At 46.1% G+C, this 17,934-nt stretch carries 8 protein-coding genes; 2 read left to right on the top strand and 6 right to left on the bottom strand.

Going from position 1 to position 17,934, the window contains the following annotated elements; all coding sequences use genetic code 11:
• Nucleotides 1-135 precede the first annotated feature (135 nt).
• The 5 genes from CLV59_RS13730 to CLV59_RS13750 all read right to left on the bottom strand — a co-directional run bounded on the left by CLV59_RS13730 (nt 136) and on the right by CLV59_RS13750 (nt 12,774).
• Complete coding sequence (locus tag CLV59_RS13730; protein ID WP_111592616.1) at nt 136-894, bottom strand: hypothetical protein; 759 nt, start codon at nt 892-894, stop codon at nt 136-138.
• A gap of 24 nt (nt 895-918) precedes the next feature.
• On the bottom strand, nt 919-2,475 hold the full coding sequence (locus CLV59_RS13735) for a RagB/SusD family nutrient uptake outer membrane protein (RefSeq protein ID WP_111592617.1): 1,557 nt from the start codon (nt 2,473-2,475) through the stop codon (nt 919-921).
• A gap of 11 nt (nt 2,476-2,486) precedes the next feature.
• Complete coding sequence (locus CLV59_RS13740) at nt 2,487-5,612, bottom strand: SusC/RagA family TonB-linked outer membrane protein (RefSeq protein ID WP_111592618.1); 3,126 nt, start codon at nt 5,610-5,612, stop codon at nt 2,487-2,489.
• 62 nt (nt 5,613-5,674) lie between these two features.
• The gene (locus CLV59_RS13745; protein ID WP_111592619.1) at nt 5,675-8,518 is read right to left on the bottom strand and encodes a TIM-barrel domain-containing protein; all 2,844 of its coding nucleotides are present in this window, start codon (nt 8,516-8,518) and stop codon (nt 5,675-5,677) included.
• Between the two features lie 182 nt (nt 8,519-8,700).
• Nucleotides 8,701-12,774 carry a hybrid sensor histidine kinase/response regulator transcription factor gene (locus CLV59_RS13750; protein ID WP_111592620.1) on the bottom strand — a complete coding sequence of 1,358 codons (4,074 nt, stop codon included), beginning with the start codon at nt 12,772-12,774 and terminating at the stop codon, nt 8,701-8,703.
• Nucleotides 12,775-14,063: 1,289 nt separating this feature from the next.
• On the opposite strand from CLV59_RS13750, the gene CLV59_RS13755 reads away from it, so the two are divergent.
• Nucleotides 14,064-14,885, top strand: coding sequence for a DUF4350 domain-containing protein (locus tag CLV59_RS13755; RefSeq protein WP_146616195.1), 822 nt, complete (start codon nt 14,064-14,066; stop codon nt 14,883-14,885).
• Here the strand turns inward: CLV59_RS13755 and queG are convergent, their stop codons facing one another.
• Nucleotides 14,886-15,806: a tRNA epoxyqueuosine(34) reductase QueG gene (queG, locus tag CLV59_RS13760; RefSeq protein ID WP_111592622.1), complete on the bottom strand. Its 921-nt coding sequence runs from the start codon at nt 15,804-15,806 to the stop codon at nt 14,886-14,888.
• Nucleotides 15,807-15,908: 102 nt separating this feature from the next.
• Here queG and CLV59_RS13765 point away from each other — a divergent pair, with 102 nt between their 5' ends.
• Nucleotides 15,909-17,933 (top strand): DUF3857 domain-containing protein, encoded by a 2,025-nt coding sequence (locus CLV59_RS13765; RefSeq protein WP_111592623.1) that lies wholly within the window; start codon nt 15,909-15,911, stop codon nt 17,931-17,933.
• The last annotated feature ends 1 nt before the right edge of the window (nt 17,934 follow it).

Below are 17,934 nucleotides of genomic sequence, written 5' to 3' on the forward strand. Positions count from 1 at the left end.
ATATCCCGGCAAAAAAAATAGCCGGTGTTCAACAACACCGGCAACAGGTAACAACCAAAACAGCATATTTACGTATACTGTAGACTTTTGTAATAAACCTGCCCTTTCACCGGGCAGGTTTCTCGTGGTGGAATTTTAAAATGAAAAACCCTTTCGCTTGAAATGCCAGAACTTCCTCCAGCCATCTCCCTGCTGAACAACGGACAATTCATCCGCCGTCAGCTTTAATATATTGTAAGTGGTCTTCTCTCCATTGGAGATATCGGATCCATTAATTTTTAAGGTCATATTCACGGGATCAAAGGTGAAAGAGGCATTGGTGTTTTTTCCGCCATGCAATAACTGATAGTTCAGTCCCTTGTCCAGGTTAAAGGTCATTTCATCATTAACGACGCCATAACCGGTCATTTCGGCCATACTGGGCACCCACCAGGTAGGCGTAGGGGAATCGCCGGGACCTACGCCGAAATAACTGTTATCCGGCGCATCAAAAGCCCATACCCATGTTTTGCCGGCTGCTCCATTGGTAAGGAGTTGCCAGTAAGGACTGGCGAAAAATTTAGGATCATTCTGGCTGACAGTCACCTTCACCGAATCGCATTTGGGAATAGCGCCAGCATATCCGTAATATTTGATATAGAAATCTCCTGCAAAAGGCATAATCACTACGGCATCCTTTTGATTAGTACCGCCAAATACATAATCCCAGTAAGGAATAACGCCTTTGGTATTGCTTTTCAGGGTTACTTCATTATCATAGCCCTGCGTTTGTGTAACGGAGAACTGTAGTTGAATACCTTCTGTACCAGAAGGAGCAACGCTTTTTTCATAGGGCTCACAGGCATGCATACACGTTGCTGCGAGGGCCAGTATATAAAGAGGAAAACGTTTCATGATAACAGGTTTTAAGATCAGCAATTACCAGCCGGTATTTTGTGTTAACGTACCATTGCTAAGATTGATCTGCGTTTCTGGTATCGCCAGCAAGCCTTTGGTTTCGCTTCTGAAACTAATGTTGAAAGCGGGATTGGAAGAGGTATTGTCGATCGCCAGCTTGGCCGCCGGAATACCCTGACGCAACAAATCCCAGTAACGATGCCCTTCCAATGCCAGTTCATACCGTCTTTCATTCCAGATTTGATTGATACCGGTCAGGGCTATACGATGCAACTGATCCTGGAAGGCACGGTCGCGTACCTGATCGTAGTACGACTGCGCCCGGGCATTGTCTGTGCCCAGGTTCAGCTCTGCGCCCATCAGTAGCACATCCGCAAAGCGAATGACTACATAATTATCGTAGTTGTCCCATTGAAAATTACCTCCCAGATCTTCTGGTTTCTTATCGCTGACAGGCGTATATTTTTTGGTGAAATAGCCGGTATACTGCGCCTGATCTCCCAACGTATATTCACTGCCGTAACCTTCCTCTTCTATGGAAATGATACTGGCATTCCGACGCGTATCGCCGGGGGCATAAGCATTATACAATGCAGGGTTAACGGTTTGCGCCCCCCAGCCTTTGTAGTATGGCCCCAGTACCTGACTGCGAATACCAATCATCACCTGCACGCGGTTACCATTGTTCTGATTCTGATCGCCCAATCCCAGGTAAGTATACTGAATGGTGAATACGCCTTCCTGGTTATTTTGTCCTGCATATTCGTTTGTGTTGGCACTGGCCCGGAAAAGGTTATTGAACTTGGGAACCAGCCCATGTCCGCTATTAGCGATCACGTCTTCAATAGCGGCAATCGCGTCTCCTTTGGTACATGTATTCCCAATACTTTGTTTGCCATAGTAACCGGTATAATATAGGAAGACACGTCCCAACAGTGCTTCTGCGGCCCATTTGGTGGCACGCCCATACTGCCCGCTGGGAATGGAACTGAATTTCACCGCAGGTAAGGTATTCGCGGCTGCCTTCAGATCGCTGGCAATCTGATCATATACGCTGTCCGGCTTTGCCTGCGGGATATAGTAGTTGCCAGGTTCCAATGGCTGCGTAATCAGTGGCACATTACCAAACATGCGCACCAGATCGAAATAGTAATAGGCACGGAGGAATTTCGCTTCTGCGATATACCTGCTTTTGGAAGCGGTATCTCCTTTGAAATCCACTTTTTCAATCTGCTGCAATAAAATATTACAACGATAGATAGCAGTATAGTATTTACTCCAGGCTGCGGCATTCAGGTCGTTCATGGGCTGACATTTATCCCATTGCTGCAACCCATTATCGGCATTCCCGCCACCGCCAAAAGCATCGTCGGAAGCGATTTCGGAGGTTAACAGGATATTGCCGTAACCGTCCATGTTTAACATACTGTATGCGGATACCAATGCCTGATAGGCATCAGTAGGCGTTTTGTAAAATTCTTCTATGGTCTTCCTGTCTTTCGGATATGTTTCCAGGAAACCCTTGCCACAGGAAGCGAGCATCCCGCCAGCAATAAATATGAAGAGCAGTTTTTTCATGATGATCGCTTTTAAAATTTAACATTTAATCCTACCAGCAACGTTCTTGCCTGCGGGTAATAACCCAGATCTGTTCCGGATGACCATGGATCAATTCCATAACCCACTTCCGGATCTAGTCCGTTGTAATGCGTGAAGGTGAAGAGATTGAGTCCGGATACGTACAAGCGTACCTGTCCGAGACTGCTATGCTTGAGCAGACTATGTTTCAGGTCATATCCCAGGTTCACACTTTTAATACGCATAAACGCGCCGTTGCGAATAAAGAGATCGGAAAACTTTGTATAGTTACCGTTGGCCTCATCGCCGAGGGTTACCCTTGGTGTACTGTTGGAAGTGCCTTCTCCATGCCAGCGATTAAAGATGGCGGTATTGTAATTGTTATAGAAACGATCATAAGAACGGGTGCCATCCACGATCTTATTACCTCCCACACCACTCAGTAAGATGGAGAGATCAAACCCTTTATATTCCGCATTCAGATTAATACCATAAGTATTCGTAGGCAAAGGACTTCCCAGATTTGTTTTGTCTTTTGCATCTATTGCGCCATCACCATTCAGGTCCACAAAGCGTACATCTCCCGGTACTGCATTCGGCTGTATTTTCTTACCATCTTTGTTCGTGTAATTATCGATCTCCTGCTGATTCTGGAAGATGCCAGATGTTTTCAGTCCGTAGAAATAACCCATTGGGAACCCATTCTGCGCACGGTAGTATTCATCCATATTGGAAGACAATACGCCATTGTAAGAAGGATGGAGAACGCCTTCATTATTTGGAATATTGGTCACCCTGTTTTTGTTGAAGGTGATATTGCCGCCTACGCCTATACGTAGATCGCCAAATTTGTGAGAGTAGTTGATGGCCAGTTCCACACCGGTATTACGCACGCTTCCTCCATTGATGGTAGGCGCGCCGGTTCCGGCCAGTTGTGGGATTGGAGCTGTTACCAGCCAGTCCTTCGCAATTTTCTGATACCAGTCGATAGTAATGTTGAAGTCTTTAAACACAGTAGCATCAAAACCGATGTCTGTTTGTTCGCTGCGTTCCCATCTCAAATCAGGATTGGCAATAATATCCGGAGATGCGCCAATAGCCTTTTCATTATTGAAATAATAACTGCGATATAAACTGGAAACGGTGGCCATGTATGCAAAATTGCGAATACGGTCGTTCCCGTTTTGTCCCCATCCACCGCGGATCTTCAGGAAGTTCAGCCAGTCAGACTTTAAGAAATGCTCATTGGATGCAACCCAGCCAACAGAGAATCCGGGAAATACGCCATAACGATTATTAGCGCCAAACCGGGTGGACCCATCCCTGCGCAAAGTGGCTGTCAGCATATATTTCTCATCGAAATTGTACAACACACGCCCGAAGTAGGATTGTAATCTGTTGCCATCCTGCATACCAAAAACTTTCCGGAGCGAATCGTTTGTACCATTGCTGAGTAAGGCATGTGCGAGATCTGGTATAAGGAGATCGCCAGTGCTTCCGCCTACATTGAAACCATCAAAGAGTAGGGCGGTAGTACCTACCATTACATTGATATTGTTTTTACCAAACTGACGCTGATAGCTCAATGTATTATCCCAGTTCCATTTCAGGTTACGATACATACCCTGACTGGCAGAGGAATGCGTATTGCTGTTATTGCTGGCAAGATCATATACGGGGATAAAGCTGTTATTGTAAACATAGGAGAGATCAATCCCGAAATCTGTACGGAATACCAACCCTGGTATAATGCTCGCATCCATGTACACATCGCCGAGAATACGATCGGTGATGGTACGATTATTCTGCGTATAGTCAAGAATACCGATAGGATTCACTTCATCCGCTGCCATAGGGGATTTGCCATAGTTTCCTGAACTGTCCCGCAACTGCATTACAGGACTGGCATTGAGTAAACCGCGAATAGAGTTATTATAAATATTGCCAGTTCCAATGCCAGCCTGGCGCATATGTGCATAGGTAAGGTTTTCACCCGCTTTGATTCTGTCTTCCCAGATTTTATGTTCGGAATTAATACGGAAAGAAGTTCTTTCAAAGAAGGATCTTCCGGCAATACCCATAATCCCTTGTTGTCCCATATAGGAAAGGGATGCGGAGTAAATAGATGTATTATTTCCGCCATTAAGACCTATGCTGTATTGTTGAATAGGCGCGTTTTTCAAGGTGGCGGACTTCTGCCAGTCGGTACCTTCTCCCAGCTTGGAAATGGCGTCCAGTGAGAAAATCGGCGTCTTGCCACTATTGATACTTGCTTCATTCATGATGGCGGCATATTGCTGCGCATTCAGCAAAGAGGCTTTCCTGGCGGGATTCTGTACGCCATAGGAAGCATCGAAGGTAACGGCTGTTTTACCTTCTTTCCCTTTCTTAGTGGTGATGAGTACCACGCCATTTGCGGCACGTGTACCATAAATGGCAGTGGAAGCGGCATCTTTCAAAATATCCAGCGAAGCGATATCCGAAGGATTCAGATAATTGATATCATCGGCGGGAAAGCCATCTACGATGTACAGGGGTCTGCTATCGCCATTGGTACCTATACCGCGGATAACGATCTTCAATGCATCGCCGGGCTGTCCGGAATTAGAGGTCACCTGCACACCAGGCGCTTGCCCTTGCAGCGAGGATTCCACGCTGATACTGTGGTTTTGTATCAGCTCTGTATTACCTAAATGTACCGTAGCACCGGTGACTACTTTTTTCTTTTGTGCGCCGTAACCTACTACGATCAGTTCATTCAGACCGGTGGCGGAGGAACTGAGGCGTATAACGGCGCCGGCTATATTTTTTGCAGGTATTTCCTGGCGGGCATATCCCACCAGTGAAATCACTAAAATATCACCAGGTTGTGCATCGAGGGAGAAACTGCCATCAGGGCTGGTAACAACGCCCCTGGTAGTTCCTTTTACTACTATATTCACACCTGGTAAGGGATCGCCATTGGCGGCATCTACGACTTTTCCGGTGATGTTTTGACGGAAATAAGAATTGCCAGCAATAGGGAAGGAGGTAGCGTGCAACAGTGGAGGAGCAGTCAGTATGAGACTGCAAAATGCCACTGTACATAGCAGATACTGCCGGGGCCGGGTATTGCTGTGGATGTACCAGATTTTCATGTTTAACGTGTTTTATAAGGCTGGGTGATGTATTATCGTTTGTGATAAAAAATGGATCTGGGTCAGATGGCCCTGATCGTTTTTTCTATTCCATTATATGTTGTCAGTTCATTACCGGATGGCTGATCCGGGGCAGCAGGATGTTGCCGATCTACGAATATGATCCTGAAATAACGTTGCTCCAGCATACCAGGGAAGCTGCCTTCCCGGGCCCCTATCTGCAAGGTTTTGCCGGCCTCATTCCAGGTAAATCTTATCCTGCTATATGCGCCACGTTCGTAGCCATAGTTAATATTTTCATCTTCATATAATTCGAAGGAAGCATCTTTACCAGTATACACGTAGATGTTCAGCGTATCGGGTTTTCTCTCTGCGGTATACTGCAATACCGGGCCTACAGGCAGAATGCTTCCTGCTTTCACATACAGCGGCATGCGGGATAAAGGGGCCGTTGCAGTAATATGCTGGCCGGACGACAGGTATTTTCCAGTGTAGAAATCATACCAGCCGTCGCCCTTAGGCAGATACAGTTCTCTGCTCCTGGCTTTATTGACCGTGACAGGGTTCACGAGCAACGCGTCTCCAAACATAAACTGGTCGCGGATCTTATACACTGCGCTGTCATATCCAAAATCCATCGGTAATCCCCGCATAATGGTATAATCCTGATGATATACATTGCCTGCCAGTGAATAGATATAAGGCAGTAAGCGATAACGCAACTGATCGTAATACAACATAGTATTGAATGCCTCGCTGCCTTCCGGGGCTATATTGAACATCTCCCGATAAGGATACTGTCCATGCGAACGGAAAAGCGGACAAAACGCGCCATACTGGAACCAGCGGGTATTCAATTCCCTCCATTCCTGTAAGGCGGGACCCACCGGATTAGGACGATCGTATTTATCTTCCACAAAGAATCCGCCGATATCGGTAGTCCAGTATGGTAGGCCAGACATGCTATAATTGAGTCCTGCAGGTATCTGCCGGGCCATTTCCTCGAAAGTGGCCGCTATATCTCCACTCCAGGAAGCCGCGCCATAACGCTGTATGCCGGCATATGCAGAACGTGTCAGAATGAAGACGCGTTGATCCGGTTTGACGCTGCGTTGCCCTTCATACACACCGCGGGCATTCTCCAAAGAATAAGTATTGAAATATTGTGCGGCGGGCCCGATGGCCGTAGGGTCCATCAGTTTCTTGCGCGCAGCAATAGTAGCATTGCTGAGAATATCTGGCTCTGTAGCATCTAACCACCACGCATCTACGCCTTTGCTGAATAATTTTTCATTTAATAACTGCCAGAATAATTGGCGGGCATTTGGATTAAATGCATCATAAAAGGTAGATATATAGCCCTTCCCAATCCAGTCGCGCTGCTGATTCAGGATATTCTGCTTGTATAACCAATGCTGTTGATCGAACAGTTGATAGTTAGGAATACCTTCATAAAACTTAGGCCAGACGGATATCATAAACTGTGTATGATAATCCTGATGTAGTCGTTGGATCATACCTGCCGCATCGGGGAAGCGACTAAGATCAAATTCCTGACTGCCCCAGGCATTTTCTTTCCAGTAGCTCCAATCCAGTACGATATTATCCAATGGAATCTTTTTCTTGCGGAAATCGGCTACTGTTTGCTCAATCTCAGCCTGGGTTTTATACCTTTCCCTGCTTTGCCAGAAACCTAATGCCCATTGCGGAGGCATTGTTGCCTTGCCGGTTATTTGTCGGTATCCGCTGATCACTTCATCCATAGTGCTGCCGCCCATGAAGTAATAATCCAGTTTTTCTCCCGCTTCAGATGTGAATACAGCTTTGCCGTCGTAAGCGGCCGGAGTAGGGGAGAGCAGGTTAATAGATAGGAAAGACTGTGTAGTTTCCGGAATCCATTCTATCCTAACGGGAACGGCTATTCCTTTTTGCATAGGCAGCTTAAACTGGGAAGGACCCGGGTTCCAGCTTTCTCTCCATTTGTCCAGTACCAGTTTCCCATTCATCCAGATTTTCAAATACCCGGACGACTGTACGAAAAATTTATAATCTCCATTTTGGTCGCCGCTTAACTTGCCTTCCCAGGTAATTTTCCCTTGAGCCAGGGGAAACGATTTAGGTAGCTTATCCAGGTCTTCCAGGAACTCATAATTAATGGTGCTGTCTATTTGTTTCAATAGTACCTTACCATTGGTTTTGTTGGCATAGGTGGCGCTTAGTCCGCCACTATGGCCGTCTTTGGACTCCAGGTGCAAGGCATTCAAAGGCTTCCTGGTGCTGGGATCTCCGAATTTGGTAATAGAATAGTTATCCCAAAGGATACCGTATTTGTCGGTTGATAATAAAAAAGGGATGGCTGCAATTGAATTGTATTGGGTGAGATCTACGTCTTCTCCGTAATAATTCATCAGGCCCGTCTGATGCTGGCCAAGGCCATAGAGTGCTGCCCGGGGATTTACCTGGAAAATCTGCTGGATACCATACAACTGCTTACCATTGATATTTACCGGGCTAAATTTCCTGCCCCCATCCGGGTTTTCGGATACAATGATCTTCCCGGAGGGATATCGGTATATAATCTGGCCGGTAGTTTTGTTGACAGCTACCTGCAATGATTTGGTGCTCAGGATATAAGTGTCCTTATCTTCACTGTATTCCCAGGGAGTGGCGGGCGATTTCGTTTCCACAGCCATCAGACTTGGCGTACTACTGATCGTTTCATCAGGAGATGCTGTGACATGAATAATTTTCTCATTGACAACCTGTAGTCTTAACCGGGAGGTACCGTGGCTGGCATTCTTATCCAGTTTAATCAGAAGGCCATCGCTCAGTTTCTCTACTTCTCCGGCTCGGCACCAGGAAGTAAAGCATGTTAATAAAACAATCGGAAGGGTCCTTTTTATCATAATAAGTGGAATTTTTTTCGTTGGCCTGTGCTTCATAACGATGGGAACAAAAATAAAAGGGACCGTGCAGAACCAGGGGTAGGATCTGTTTCAGATTACGGGTCCAAATGTTAAGCAGGGAAGTTTTTTAATGGAGGTGGCGAGGGGCGGAAATGATAAGACACGGGCCACCATGGCCTGTTTTACTTCTTTTTGCCGTATACGGAAGGAAGTTCGTTAAATTCCATTTTAAAGTAACGGGTGAAATACTTCGGGTTATTAAAACCGACTTCATATGCCACCTCGGCTACTGTTAACTGACTTTTTTCCAGCAGTTGAGCAGCTCGTTTCAATCGAATGCTACGGATAAATTCCAAAGGCGGTTTGCCCGTAATGGCCAGTATTTTTTTGTAGGCAGACACGCGGCTCATGAACAGGGCACGACTCAAATCTTCCACGGAGAAATCCGGGTCAGAGATATTTTTTTCCACGATTTCGACTGCCTGCCGGATGAATTGCTCGTCTGCGGAGGAAATAGCCACTTCGCTGGGATGGGCGTCAAAATGTTCCCGGAAGGTCTTTTTAAGGGATTGTTGCTGTGCAATGATATTCCGGATCTTGGACAGCAACATTTCAAAGTTGAAGGGTTTGGTCACATAGTCTGTGGCGCCGGTTTCCAGTGCCTCCAGTTGCTGGGCATCAGCTGCTCTCGCAGTCAGTAGTACTACAGGGAGGTGGCTGGTTCTGGGGTTTTGCCTGATTTTGCGACATAGTTCCAGTCCATCCATTTCCGGCATCGCAATATCGCTGACAATCACCTGTGGCTGGAGCTGTGATAACAGCTTCCAGGCAACGAGGCCGTTTTCGGCTTCTATGATTTGAAAATACTGGCCCAGATTGTCTTTCAGGTAGAAGCGGAAATCCTCATTATCTTCCACCAAAAGCACCTGTGGCAGATTTTTAGTCACGGGGACAGGTGTTGCTGCCACTTGTACTGCACCATTGCTTACTTCGGTGGTAATTTCTCCCGGCACTGCGGCGGTTGTTTGTACTGGTAACGTCACGGTGAAGCAGCTACCCATTTCCGGAGCGCTGTCTACCTGTATACTACCTTTGTGCAGCTTTACAAATTCCTTGGTAATACTTAATCCTATCCCGCTGCCCTGGTTCATCACTGAGCCAGGCACATCATGCTGGAAGAACCGGCCGAAAATATGTTCCTGCTTTTCCAGCGGAATGCCAATGCCCGTATCTCTGACGGCTATTTGCAAAACGCTGTTTTCTGCATCATGCTGGAGATCTACCGCAATTTTGCCGTCTTCCGGCGTAAATTTAAAAGCATTGGAGAGCAGGTTGAAAAGGATCTTCTCAATTTTATCGCTGTCGTACAGCATGTAGAGCGATTGCACATTACTGCTATAGTGCAGTTGTATATGCTTCTTTTCAGAGAGATCAGAGAATGACCAGGTCAGTTCTTTGATGTAGGCAGCAATATCGCCTTCGCTGGGATGTAATTTTATTTGTTCTACTTCCATTTTACGGAAGTCGAGCAGCTGATTGACGAGGTTGAGTAATCTTCTCGCATTGCGTTGCATGAGTTGCAGCTGTCCTTTCAGCAGTTGATCAGATCCTTGTCCAATAAGTCTTTCCAGGGGTGTGATGATCAAACTCAGTGGCGTTCTGAATTCATGACTAACGTTGGTGAAGAAACGAATTTTCATGGCGTCCAGTTCATGCATCCGTTCCGCTTCCCGCATTTGTTCTGCTACCCTGAATTTCAGTCGTTCCCGTTCCAGGATAATGCGTCTGGCAAGTAGTAATGCTGCCGCGATCAGTAAGATATACAACAGGAATGCGGGCCATGTTTTCCAGAAGGGGGGCAGAATTCGTATATGCAAGGCCGTGCCTGTATCGTTCCAGATGCCGTCATTATTGGAGGCTTTCACCCGGAAGATGTAATCGCCTGGGTCCAGGTTGGTGAAAGTGGCCATACGTTGCGTGCTGTCGGTATACAACCAGTTTTTGTTGAAACCTTCCAGCATGTAGGCGTAGCGGTTTTTTTCCGGGTGGAAATAGTTCAGTGAAGCGAATGAAATGGAGAACATATTCTGGTCGTGCCGCAGGGTGATGGCATTGGTTTGTGGCATCGCTTTATCCAGAATAGTCCTTCCTTGTAGCTGCTGACCGGGTTCTATCCGCTGATTGAAGACTTGTAGTTCGGTCAGCACCACTGGCGGAATGTTGCGGTTTAAGAGAATGTTGTCTGGATAAAATAAATTAAAACCATTGCCACCACCGAAGATAAGCTCTCCTTTGGCAGTTTTCAAGGCTGCATTTTCATTGAATTCTTTGCCTTGAAGTCCGTCAGATTCATCATAATTCTTGAAATGAAATCCATTGGTTCCATGGGAGGTATACATGTTGGAAAGTCCGTTGGGAGTGCTCAGCCACAGTGTTTGACGGTTATCTTCCAGTATATTGAGGACGGTATTGTTGGGTAATCCATCTTCCTGACGGTAGGTCTGGAACAGACCGGTTTTAGGGAGATACATGTCTAGTCCGTCACGGGTGCCAATCCATATATTGGCATGTGTGTCTTCAAAAATGCACACGACATTGTTGTGGCTCAAAGTCCCTTCCTTCGCAGGATTGCTGGTAAATCTGGATACGGTTCCTTTAGCGGGATTGTACATGGTGAGGCCTTCGCTGCCACCAATCCAGATATTACCTTTTTTATCTTCCAGTAGAGCGGCTACATATCTGGATTTGAATAGGTCGTCCATGCGGCGGAACTTGCCTGTAGCGGGATTCAATGTGTTCAATCCACCGGCTAATGTACCTATCCACAATTGTTGTCTGCTATCTTCCATTATTTCCCAGACGCTGTTATCACTGATGCTGGCGGGGTCTCCGGGTATATGCTTGTAATGTGCAAAACCGTTGCCAGTGAAGCGATCCAGTCCTCCGAAATAAGTGCCTGCCCATAGTTGTCCTTTGTGGTCCATACAAAGGCTCACCACCACATTGCCTGAAATGCTGTTGGGGTTGGCGGGATCATGTTTGTATTGTCGGAAGGTGTTGTTGTTACGGTCATAGTAAATCAAACCGCCACCGTTGGTACCAATCCATAGGTTGCCTTTGGCATCTTCTATAAAACGGTTTACATCATCAAAGGGGAGGCTGTTGTGGTTGTATGATTGAAACTGATATAAGGGAAATTTGACCATGTTTTCGTGGTAGAAATTCAATCCTTTTTTATAGGTGCCAATCCATATAATACCGGTATTATCGCGATACAGCGTAGTGATGCTGTTCTGGCTGATACTCCTGTAGTCATCTGGGATATTTTCGATATACTGAACTGTATGGTGGAATTTATGGAGGATGTTGATGCCGCCGTGATCTGTTCCAATCCATACTTCGCCGGGATTTCCGGGAACGATACCGCGTACAATATTATTATTGAGGGCAATGCCGCTGGAGGTTTGATGGAAATGTGTCCATTTGTTGGTGGCCGTTTCATAGTACCAGGCGCCGTTATCGGCCTTGTCTTCGTATAGCCAGATATCTCCTTCATTGTCGGCACATAGCGTAAAGCTGCTGCTGTCGGCCCTTTGGAGCTGCTGGTTACGTTTAGTAATCTGCCAGTTTTTTCCATCCATTTTTTCCAGGACACCGTTGGTATGTATGATCCAGTAGTTTCCTTTTTTATCGGCGATTATATCGCTCACTTTATTGGTGGCGATAGTGGTTGTATCATTTTCGCGATGAAGGAGATGTCGGGTAGGAGAGGAGTTACTGGTAATATAAATGCCATTGGAGGGATGGAGAAAGAAGAAGTATTGTTGGTCTCGGAATATGTTGCGGACGGTTTTTCCAGGAATTCCGAGCGGCTCCAACATTTTTTCCGGATGATGATCAAATCGGTTGGTAGCGGGGTCGAAGATGTCGATACCATTGCGGGTAAAGAGCCATAGGTGGCCTCCTGGGCCTGGTTGTATTTTCTCTATAGTATTTTCGGTAAGGGAAGACGTGTCTCTGGCATCATGCTGAAAGCTTTTGAATTGATAACCATCATAGCGGTTTAATCCTGATACAGTGCCTATCCACATAAATCCGCTGCTATCCTTAAAAAAGCAGTTTACCTGGTTATTCAGCAGTCCCTGGTTAATATCTACATGACTAAATTGGTAGCGCAGCGTTTGTGCATGCAAGTGATATTGCACACATAGCAGGATAACAGTGATAATAAACTTAAGGGCACTCCTTCTCCTCATGGATACTCTGCTTTGGTTGACATTTCGTAGAGGCAATATAGGAATTTTTTAGCCTTTTGAATAGGCCATGAAACATGATGGCAATGCAACGATGTAGGGTAGGAATGGTGGCCGTATGGGTTATTTCAAACCAGGATTATTTTGTGGCAGCTGTTAGTCCGCTTTGTCCCCAACAAACCCCAATCAATTTCCTCCGCTCATCTCAACCGCACATGCAGCTTTGTCCCTAACAAAACCCAATCAATTTCCCCCGCTCATCCCAACCGCATACATGCAGCTTTGTCCCCAACAATACCTAATCAATTTCTCCCGCCCCGTCCCTAGCCGCATACAGGCAGCTTTGTCCCCAACAAAACCTAATCAATTTCTCCGCCCGTCCCTAGCTGCATACTGGCGGCTTTGTGCACCACAATCCCCAATCAATTTCTCCGCCCGTCCCTAGCCGCATACAGGCAGCTTTGTCCCCAACAAAACCTAATCAATTTCTCCGCCCGTCCCTAGCTGCATACAGGCGGCTTTGTGCACCACAATCCCCAATCAATTTCCTCTGCTCATCTCCAACGGCATATAGGCAGCTTTGTCCCTAACAATCCCCAATCAATTTCCCCCTCTCATCCCAACCGCCTACAGGCAGCCTTGTCCCCAACAAACCCCAATCAATTTACCGCGCTCATCTCCAACTGCATACAGGCAGCTTTGTCCCCAACAATACCTAATCAATTTCCTCCGCTCATCCCAACCGCCTACAGGCAGCCTTGTCCCCAACAAAACCTAATCAATTTCTCCGCCCGTCCCTAGCCGCATACAGGCAGCTTTGTCCCCAACAATACCTAATCAATTTCTCCGCCCATCCCTAGCCGCATACAGGCAGCTTTGTCCCCAACAAAAACTAATCAATTTCTCCGCCCGTCCCTAGCTGCCTACAGGTAGCTTTGTCCCCAACAAAAACTAATCAATTTCTCCCGCCCCGTCCCCAGCCGCCGTCAGGCGGCTGGGGACTTGAAAAAAAAACTCCACTATTAAAGTAAAATCTCAAAAAAAATTATCTGCTAATACTTGACAATAGATTTAGCATCCCCTACATTTGTAATACGGCTTCCATCAAAGCCGCACTCCCTCTAAACCAGATATATCATTTTTCTATATAAAGATTTTATGGACCTGAGTGCCCATAACGTGGAATTTTAGCAATAAAGGTCGAATTCTTTCGACCTTTCTCATTTTATCCCCTCCAGCATTATAATTTCTCAAAAATTATTACTAGTTTTTTGCCCAATTTGGAAACTATTATGCCACGTTATTCTCTTTTATGCCGCGGAATCCTGTCCGTTTTCCTGACAGGAATGCTTAGTCCGGTTTTTGCGCAAAGTGCGCCAGCAAAGGATGTCAGGGTTACCCTTGACTATTGGTACAATCATGAATTTAAAAAAGATAAAGCGGGGAATACCATTCGCTGGCATTACACCTGGGAAGAACAGGAAAATGGCGGCTTCTCCATCTGGGGCCATATCTTCGACTCCCTGGGAGTAAAAAGGGATACGCTGGCAGCGGCTCCTACTGCCACCAATCTACAAAATACAGATGTCTACATCATCGTAGACCCCGATACCGAACAGGAATCGCCTGCGCCTAATTATATGAACAGCAAAGATGCGGATGTGATTTATAACTGGGTAAAAGCCGGCGGGGTACTGGTATTGATGGAAAATGATTCTCTGAATGCGGAGTTTACCCATTTTAACACGTTAGCGGAAAAATTCGGTATTCACTTTAATGGCGATAGCCGCAACCGCGTACAGGGCCGCAACTACGAGCAGGGAGCGCTGATGATCCCACCTCGCCACGAGATCTTCCCGAATGTTAAAAAAGTATATATTAAGGAATTGTCCACTATGACGCTGAAAGCGCCTGCCAAAGCCGTTTATAAAGATGGTAACTATGTGATAATGGCAGTGGCCAAAGTAGGCAAGGGTACTGTATTCGCGGTTGGAGACCCTTGGTTCTATAATGAATACACAGATGGAAAACGCCTGACGCCAGATTATCAGAACTATGGCGCTGCCGCAGATCTCTCTGCATGGCTGATCAAACAGGTAAAGAAAAAGAAATAATTATTCTCCCAGGTTCAAAAACTGGAGATTTCTCCTGATTCCCGCATATTTACTGCGTTTCAGGGGAGAATGACGGAAGATGGCTTTGAATGCTTCTTCCGTCATTTCCTCCCAGTCGTTGGTCGTAAAATCAAGAATAGCAGGGATCGGCGTGAATGCCGTTTCATTATTGGCCTTCGCAAAACGATTCCAGGGACATACATCCTGACAGGTATCACAGCCAAACATCCAGTTGTCAAAAGACCCTTTCATCTTCTCGGGTATCAACTGATCCTTCAGTTCAATAGTGAAATAGGAAATACAGCGACTCCCATCAACCACTCCCGGCGCTACCAGCGCGCCTGTAGGACAGGCATCCAGGCACCGGGTACAAGTACCGCAATAATCGCCCACCGGGCCATCATACTCCAGCGGAATATCTGTTATCAATGTAGCAATGAAGAAGAACGAACCGGATTGCTTATTGATAATATTTCCGTTTTTACCAATCCATCCAAGTCCGCCCCTGCGCGCCCAGCTTCGTTCCAGTACCGGCGCAGAATCCACAAATCCCCGCCCCTGTATCTGCCCAATCCGCTCCTGCATGCGTGCCAACATCTCCTTTAATCGTGCCCGGATTACCTCGTGATAGTCCTGCCCATACGCATACTTGGAAACTTTGGGAGCGTCTTCCCGCTGACGTTCCGCAGGAAAATAGTTGTATAAAAGTGTGATGACAGACTTTGCGCCATCTACCAGTTTTCGGGGATCTATCCGCTTGTCAAAGTGATTCTCCATGTATTGCATAGAGCCATGCATCCCTTTTTTCAACCACTGCTCCAGCCTGCGCGCATCGTCGTCCAGCTGCGTTGCTTCTGAAATGCCGCAGTAGTCAAATCCCAGTTCCCTGGCAAGCTCTTTTATGAATCTGGTATGTTCCACGCCGCAAAATTACAATAAGTCCCCGGGAATACCCTGAAATAGGAGAATTGCAGAAAATTATATCTTCACCGCAATTTAATTAAGCCCTGTATCTGAAACATTATGCGCTATAATTCTGTCGTGCTGGCATTTTTTACCCTGACCAGCTGTTTGTTCTCTACTGTCCTGTATGCCCAGGATGGTGCAAAAATGAAATTCGGCAAAGTTTCCAAAGAAGAATTTAATCTCAGTTCCGCCAAAGACACCGGCGCTCATGCGATCATTATTTCTGAAATTGGCAGCTCCGCCTTTGAAACCAATGGCTCCTCCCTGGCCGTTGTCTATAAGGTACACAAACGCTATAAGATCGTAGACAAATCAGGATACGATTACGCGAATGTAAAGGTCAACCTGTTTAAAGGAAATACCAATAATACCCAGGAAGAGATCAGCAAGATCAAAGCTTCAGCCTATAACCTGGAGAATGGTGAAATCAAGGAAACTAAATTGGAAAGTAAGGATATCTATACCGAACAGACCATCAAAAATTATGTTACCAAGAAATTTGCCATCCCTGGCGTAAAAGAAGGTACCATCATTGAATACAGTTATACGGTAACCTCTCCATTCTGGACGAGTCTCCCGTCATGGACTTACCAACATTCCATACCCACTCTTTGGAGTGAATATACTGTGTCCATCCCAGACTTCCTCCGCTTTGTGCAGCTGGGTACAGGTTTTGAACCTTACGTGGAGAAAACCAGGAACACCAGTCATACCGTTTTCAGCTTCCGATATGAGCCATATGGCGCTACCGGTCAATCTGAAAATGTGAGCCTTAGCTCGGAAATTACCCACTTCCGCTGGGCGGCGAAAGACTTACCAGCTATCAGAGATGAAAAGTTCATTACCACTACTGATAACTATGTTAACAGAATAGAGTTTCAGCTGGCTTCCTATAAGTTCGGAGAAGTGGCCAAGGATACAAAAAATACCTGGCCTAAACTGATGGAAGATCTGAATAAAGATGAAGACTTCGGCGCCGCAATGGGCAAGAATGGCAACTTCATGGATAATATCACCGATGAGCTCATCAAAGGCGCTACTTCCGATCAGGAAAAAGCAGCCAGAATATTCAACTGGGTAAAAACAAATGTGATATGTAATGATTCGCGTGGTATCTGGACTTCCCAGCGTCTGAAAACTACCCTCACCAGCAAGAAAGGAGGCGTTTCTGATATCAACTTGCTCTTAGTAGGTTTGCTGCGCCGCGCTAAACTGGATGCATTCCCGATTATCCTCAGTACAAGAGAACACGGATATGTTTCCTATTATCCATTGCTCAGTCGCTTCAACTATGTAATCGCGGCAGTGCGACTGGAAGATAATGTTGTCACCCTCGACGCCACCGATCCATTACTCGGATTTGGTAAACTGCTGCCATCCTGCTATAACGGCGATGCGAGAATTGTAGATGAATTAGGTAGCAACTTTGTTATCTCTGCGGATTCGCTCCACGAAGCGGAAATGACCAGCGTATCATTCGATAAATTCGAGAAAGGCGCATTCCACGGTACCTTCCAACAGCGTCCAACCTATCTGCAATCCTATAATATTCGCAAAGAAATCCAAAGCAAAAAGAAAGAAGGGTTCTTCGAACGAATCGGTAAATCTTTCAATGGCGAGGTGGAAATCAGCAATGGACAAGTAAATGATCTGGATAGTCTCAATGATGCGATTATGGTGTCCTATGATTTCAAAATGAAAGGTGGTGAAGATGATGATGTCATCTATCTTAATCCATTCGTCGGCAGTGCGTATAAAGAGAATATCTTCAAAGCGGCAGAACGTAAGTACCCTGTGGAAATGAATGCCGTATACGATGAAATGTACTCGCTCAACTTCCAAATACCAGAAGGATATGTAGTCGATGAACTGCCGAAATCCTCCATTGTAAAGTTCAACGAGACGGAAGGTATATTCCAATACCTGATCCAGGCAACGGAAGATCGCGTACAAATGCGTTGCCGTATCCAGTTAAAGAAAGCCACTTTCGAGCCGGAAGATTATCCTTCCCTCCGTGATTTCTGGGGTATGATCGTGAAAAAACAGGCAGAACAAATAGTGCTGAAAAAGAAAAAAGCATAAC

This window comes from Chitinophaga dinghuensis (assembly GCF_003259435.1).
GTDB classification, from domain to species: domain Bacteria; phylum Bacteroidota; class Bacteroidia; order Chitinophagales; family Chitinophagaceae; genus Chitinophaga; species Chitinophaga dinghuensis.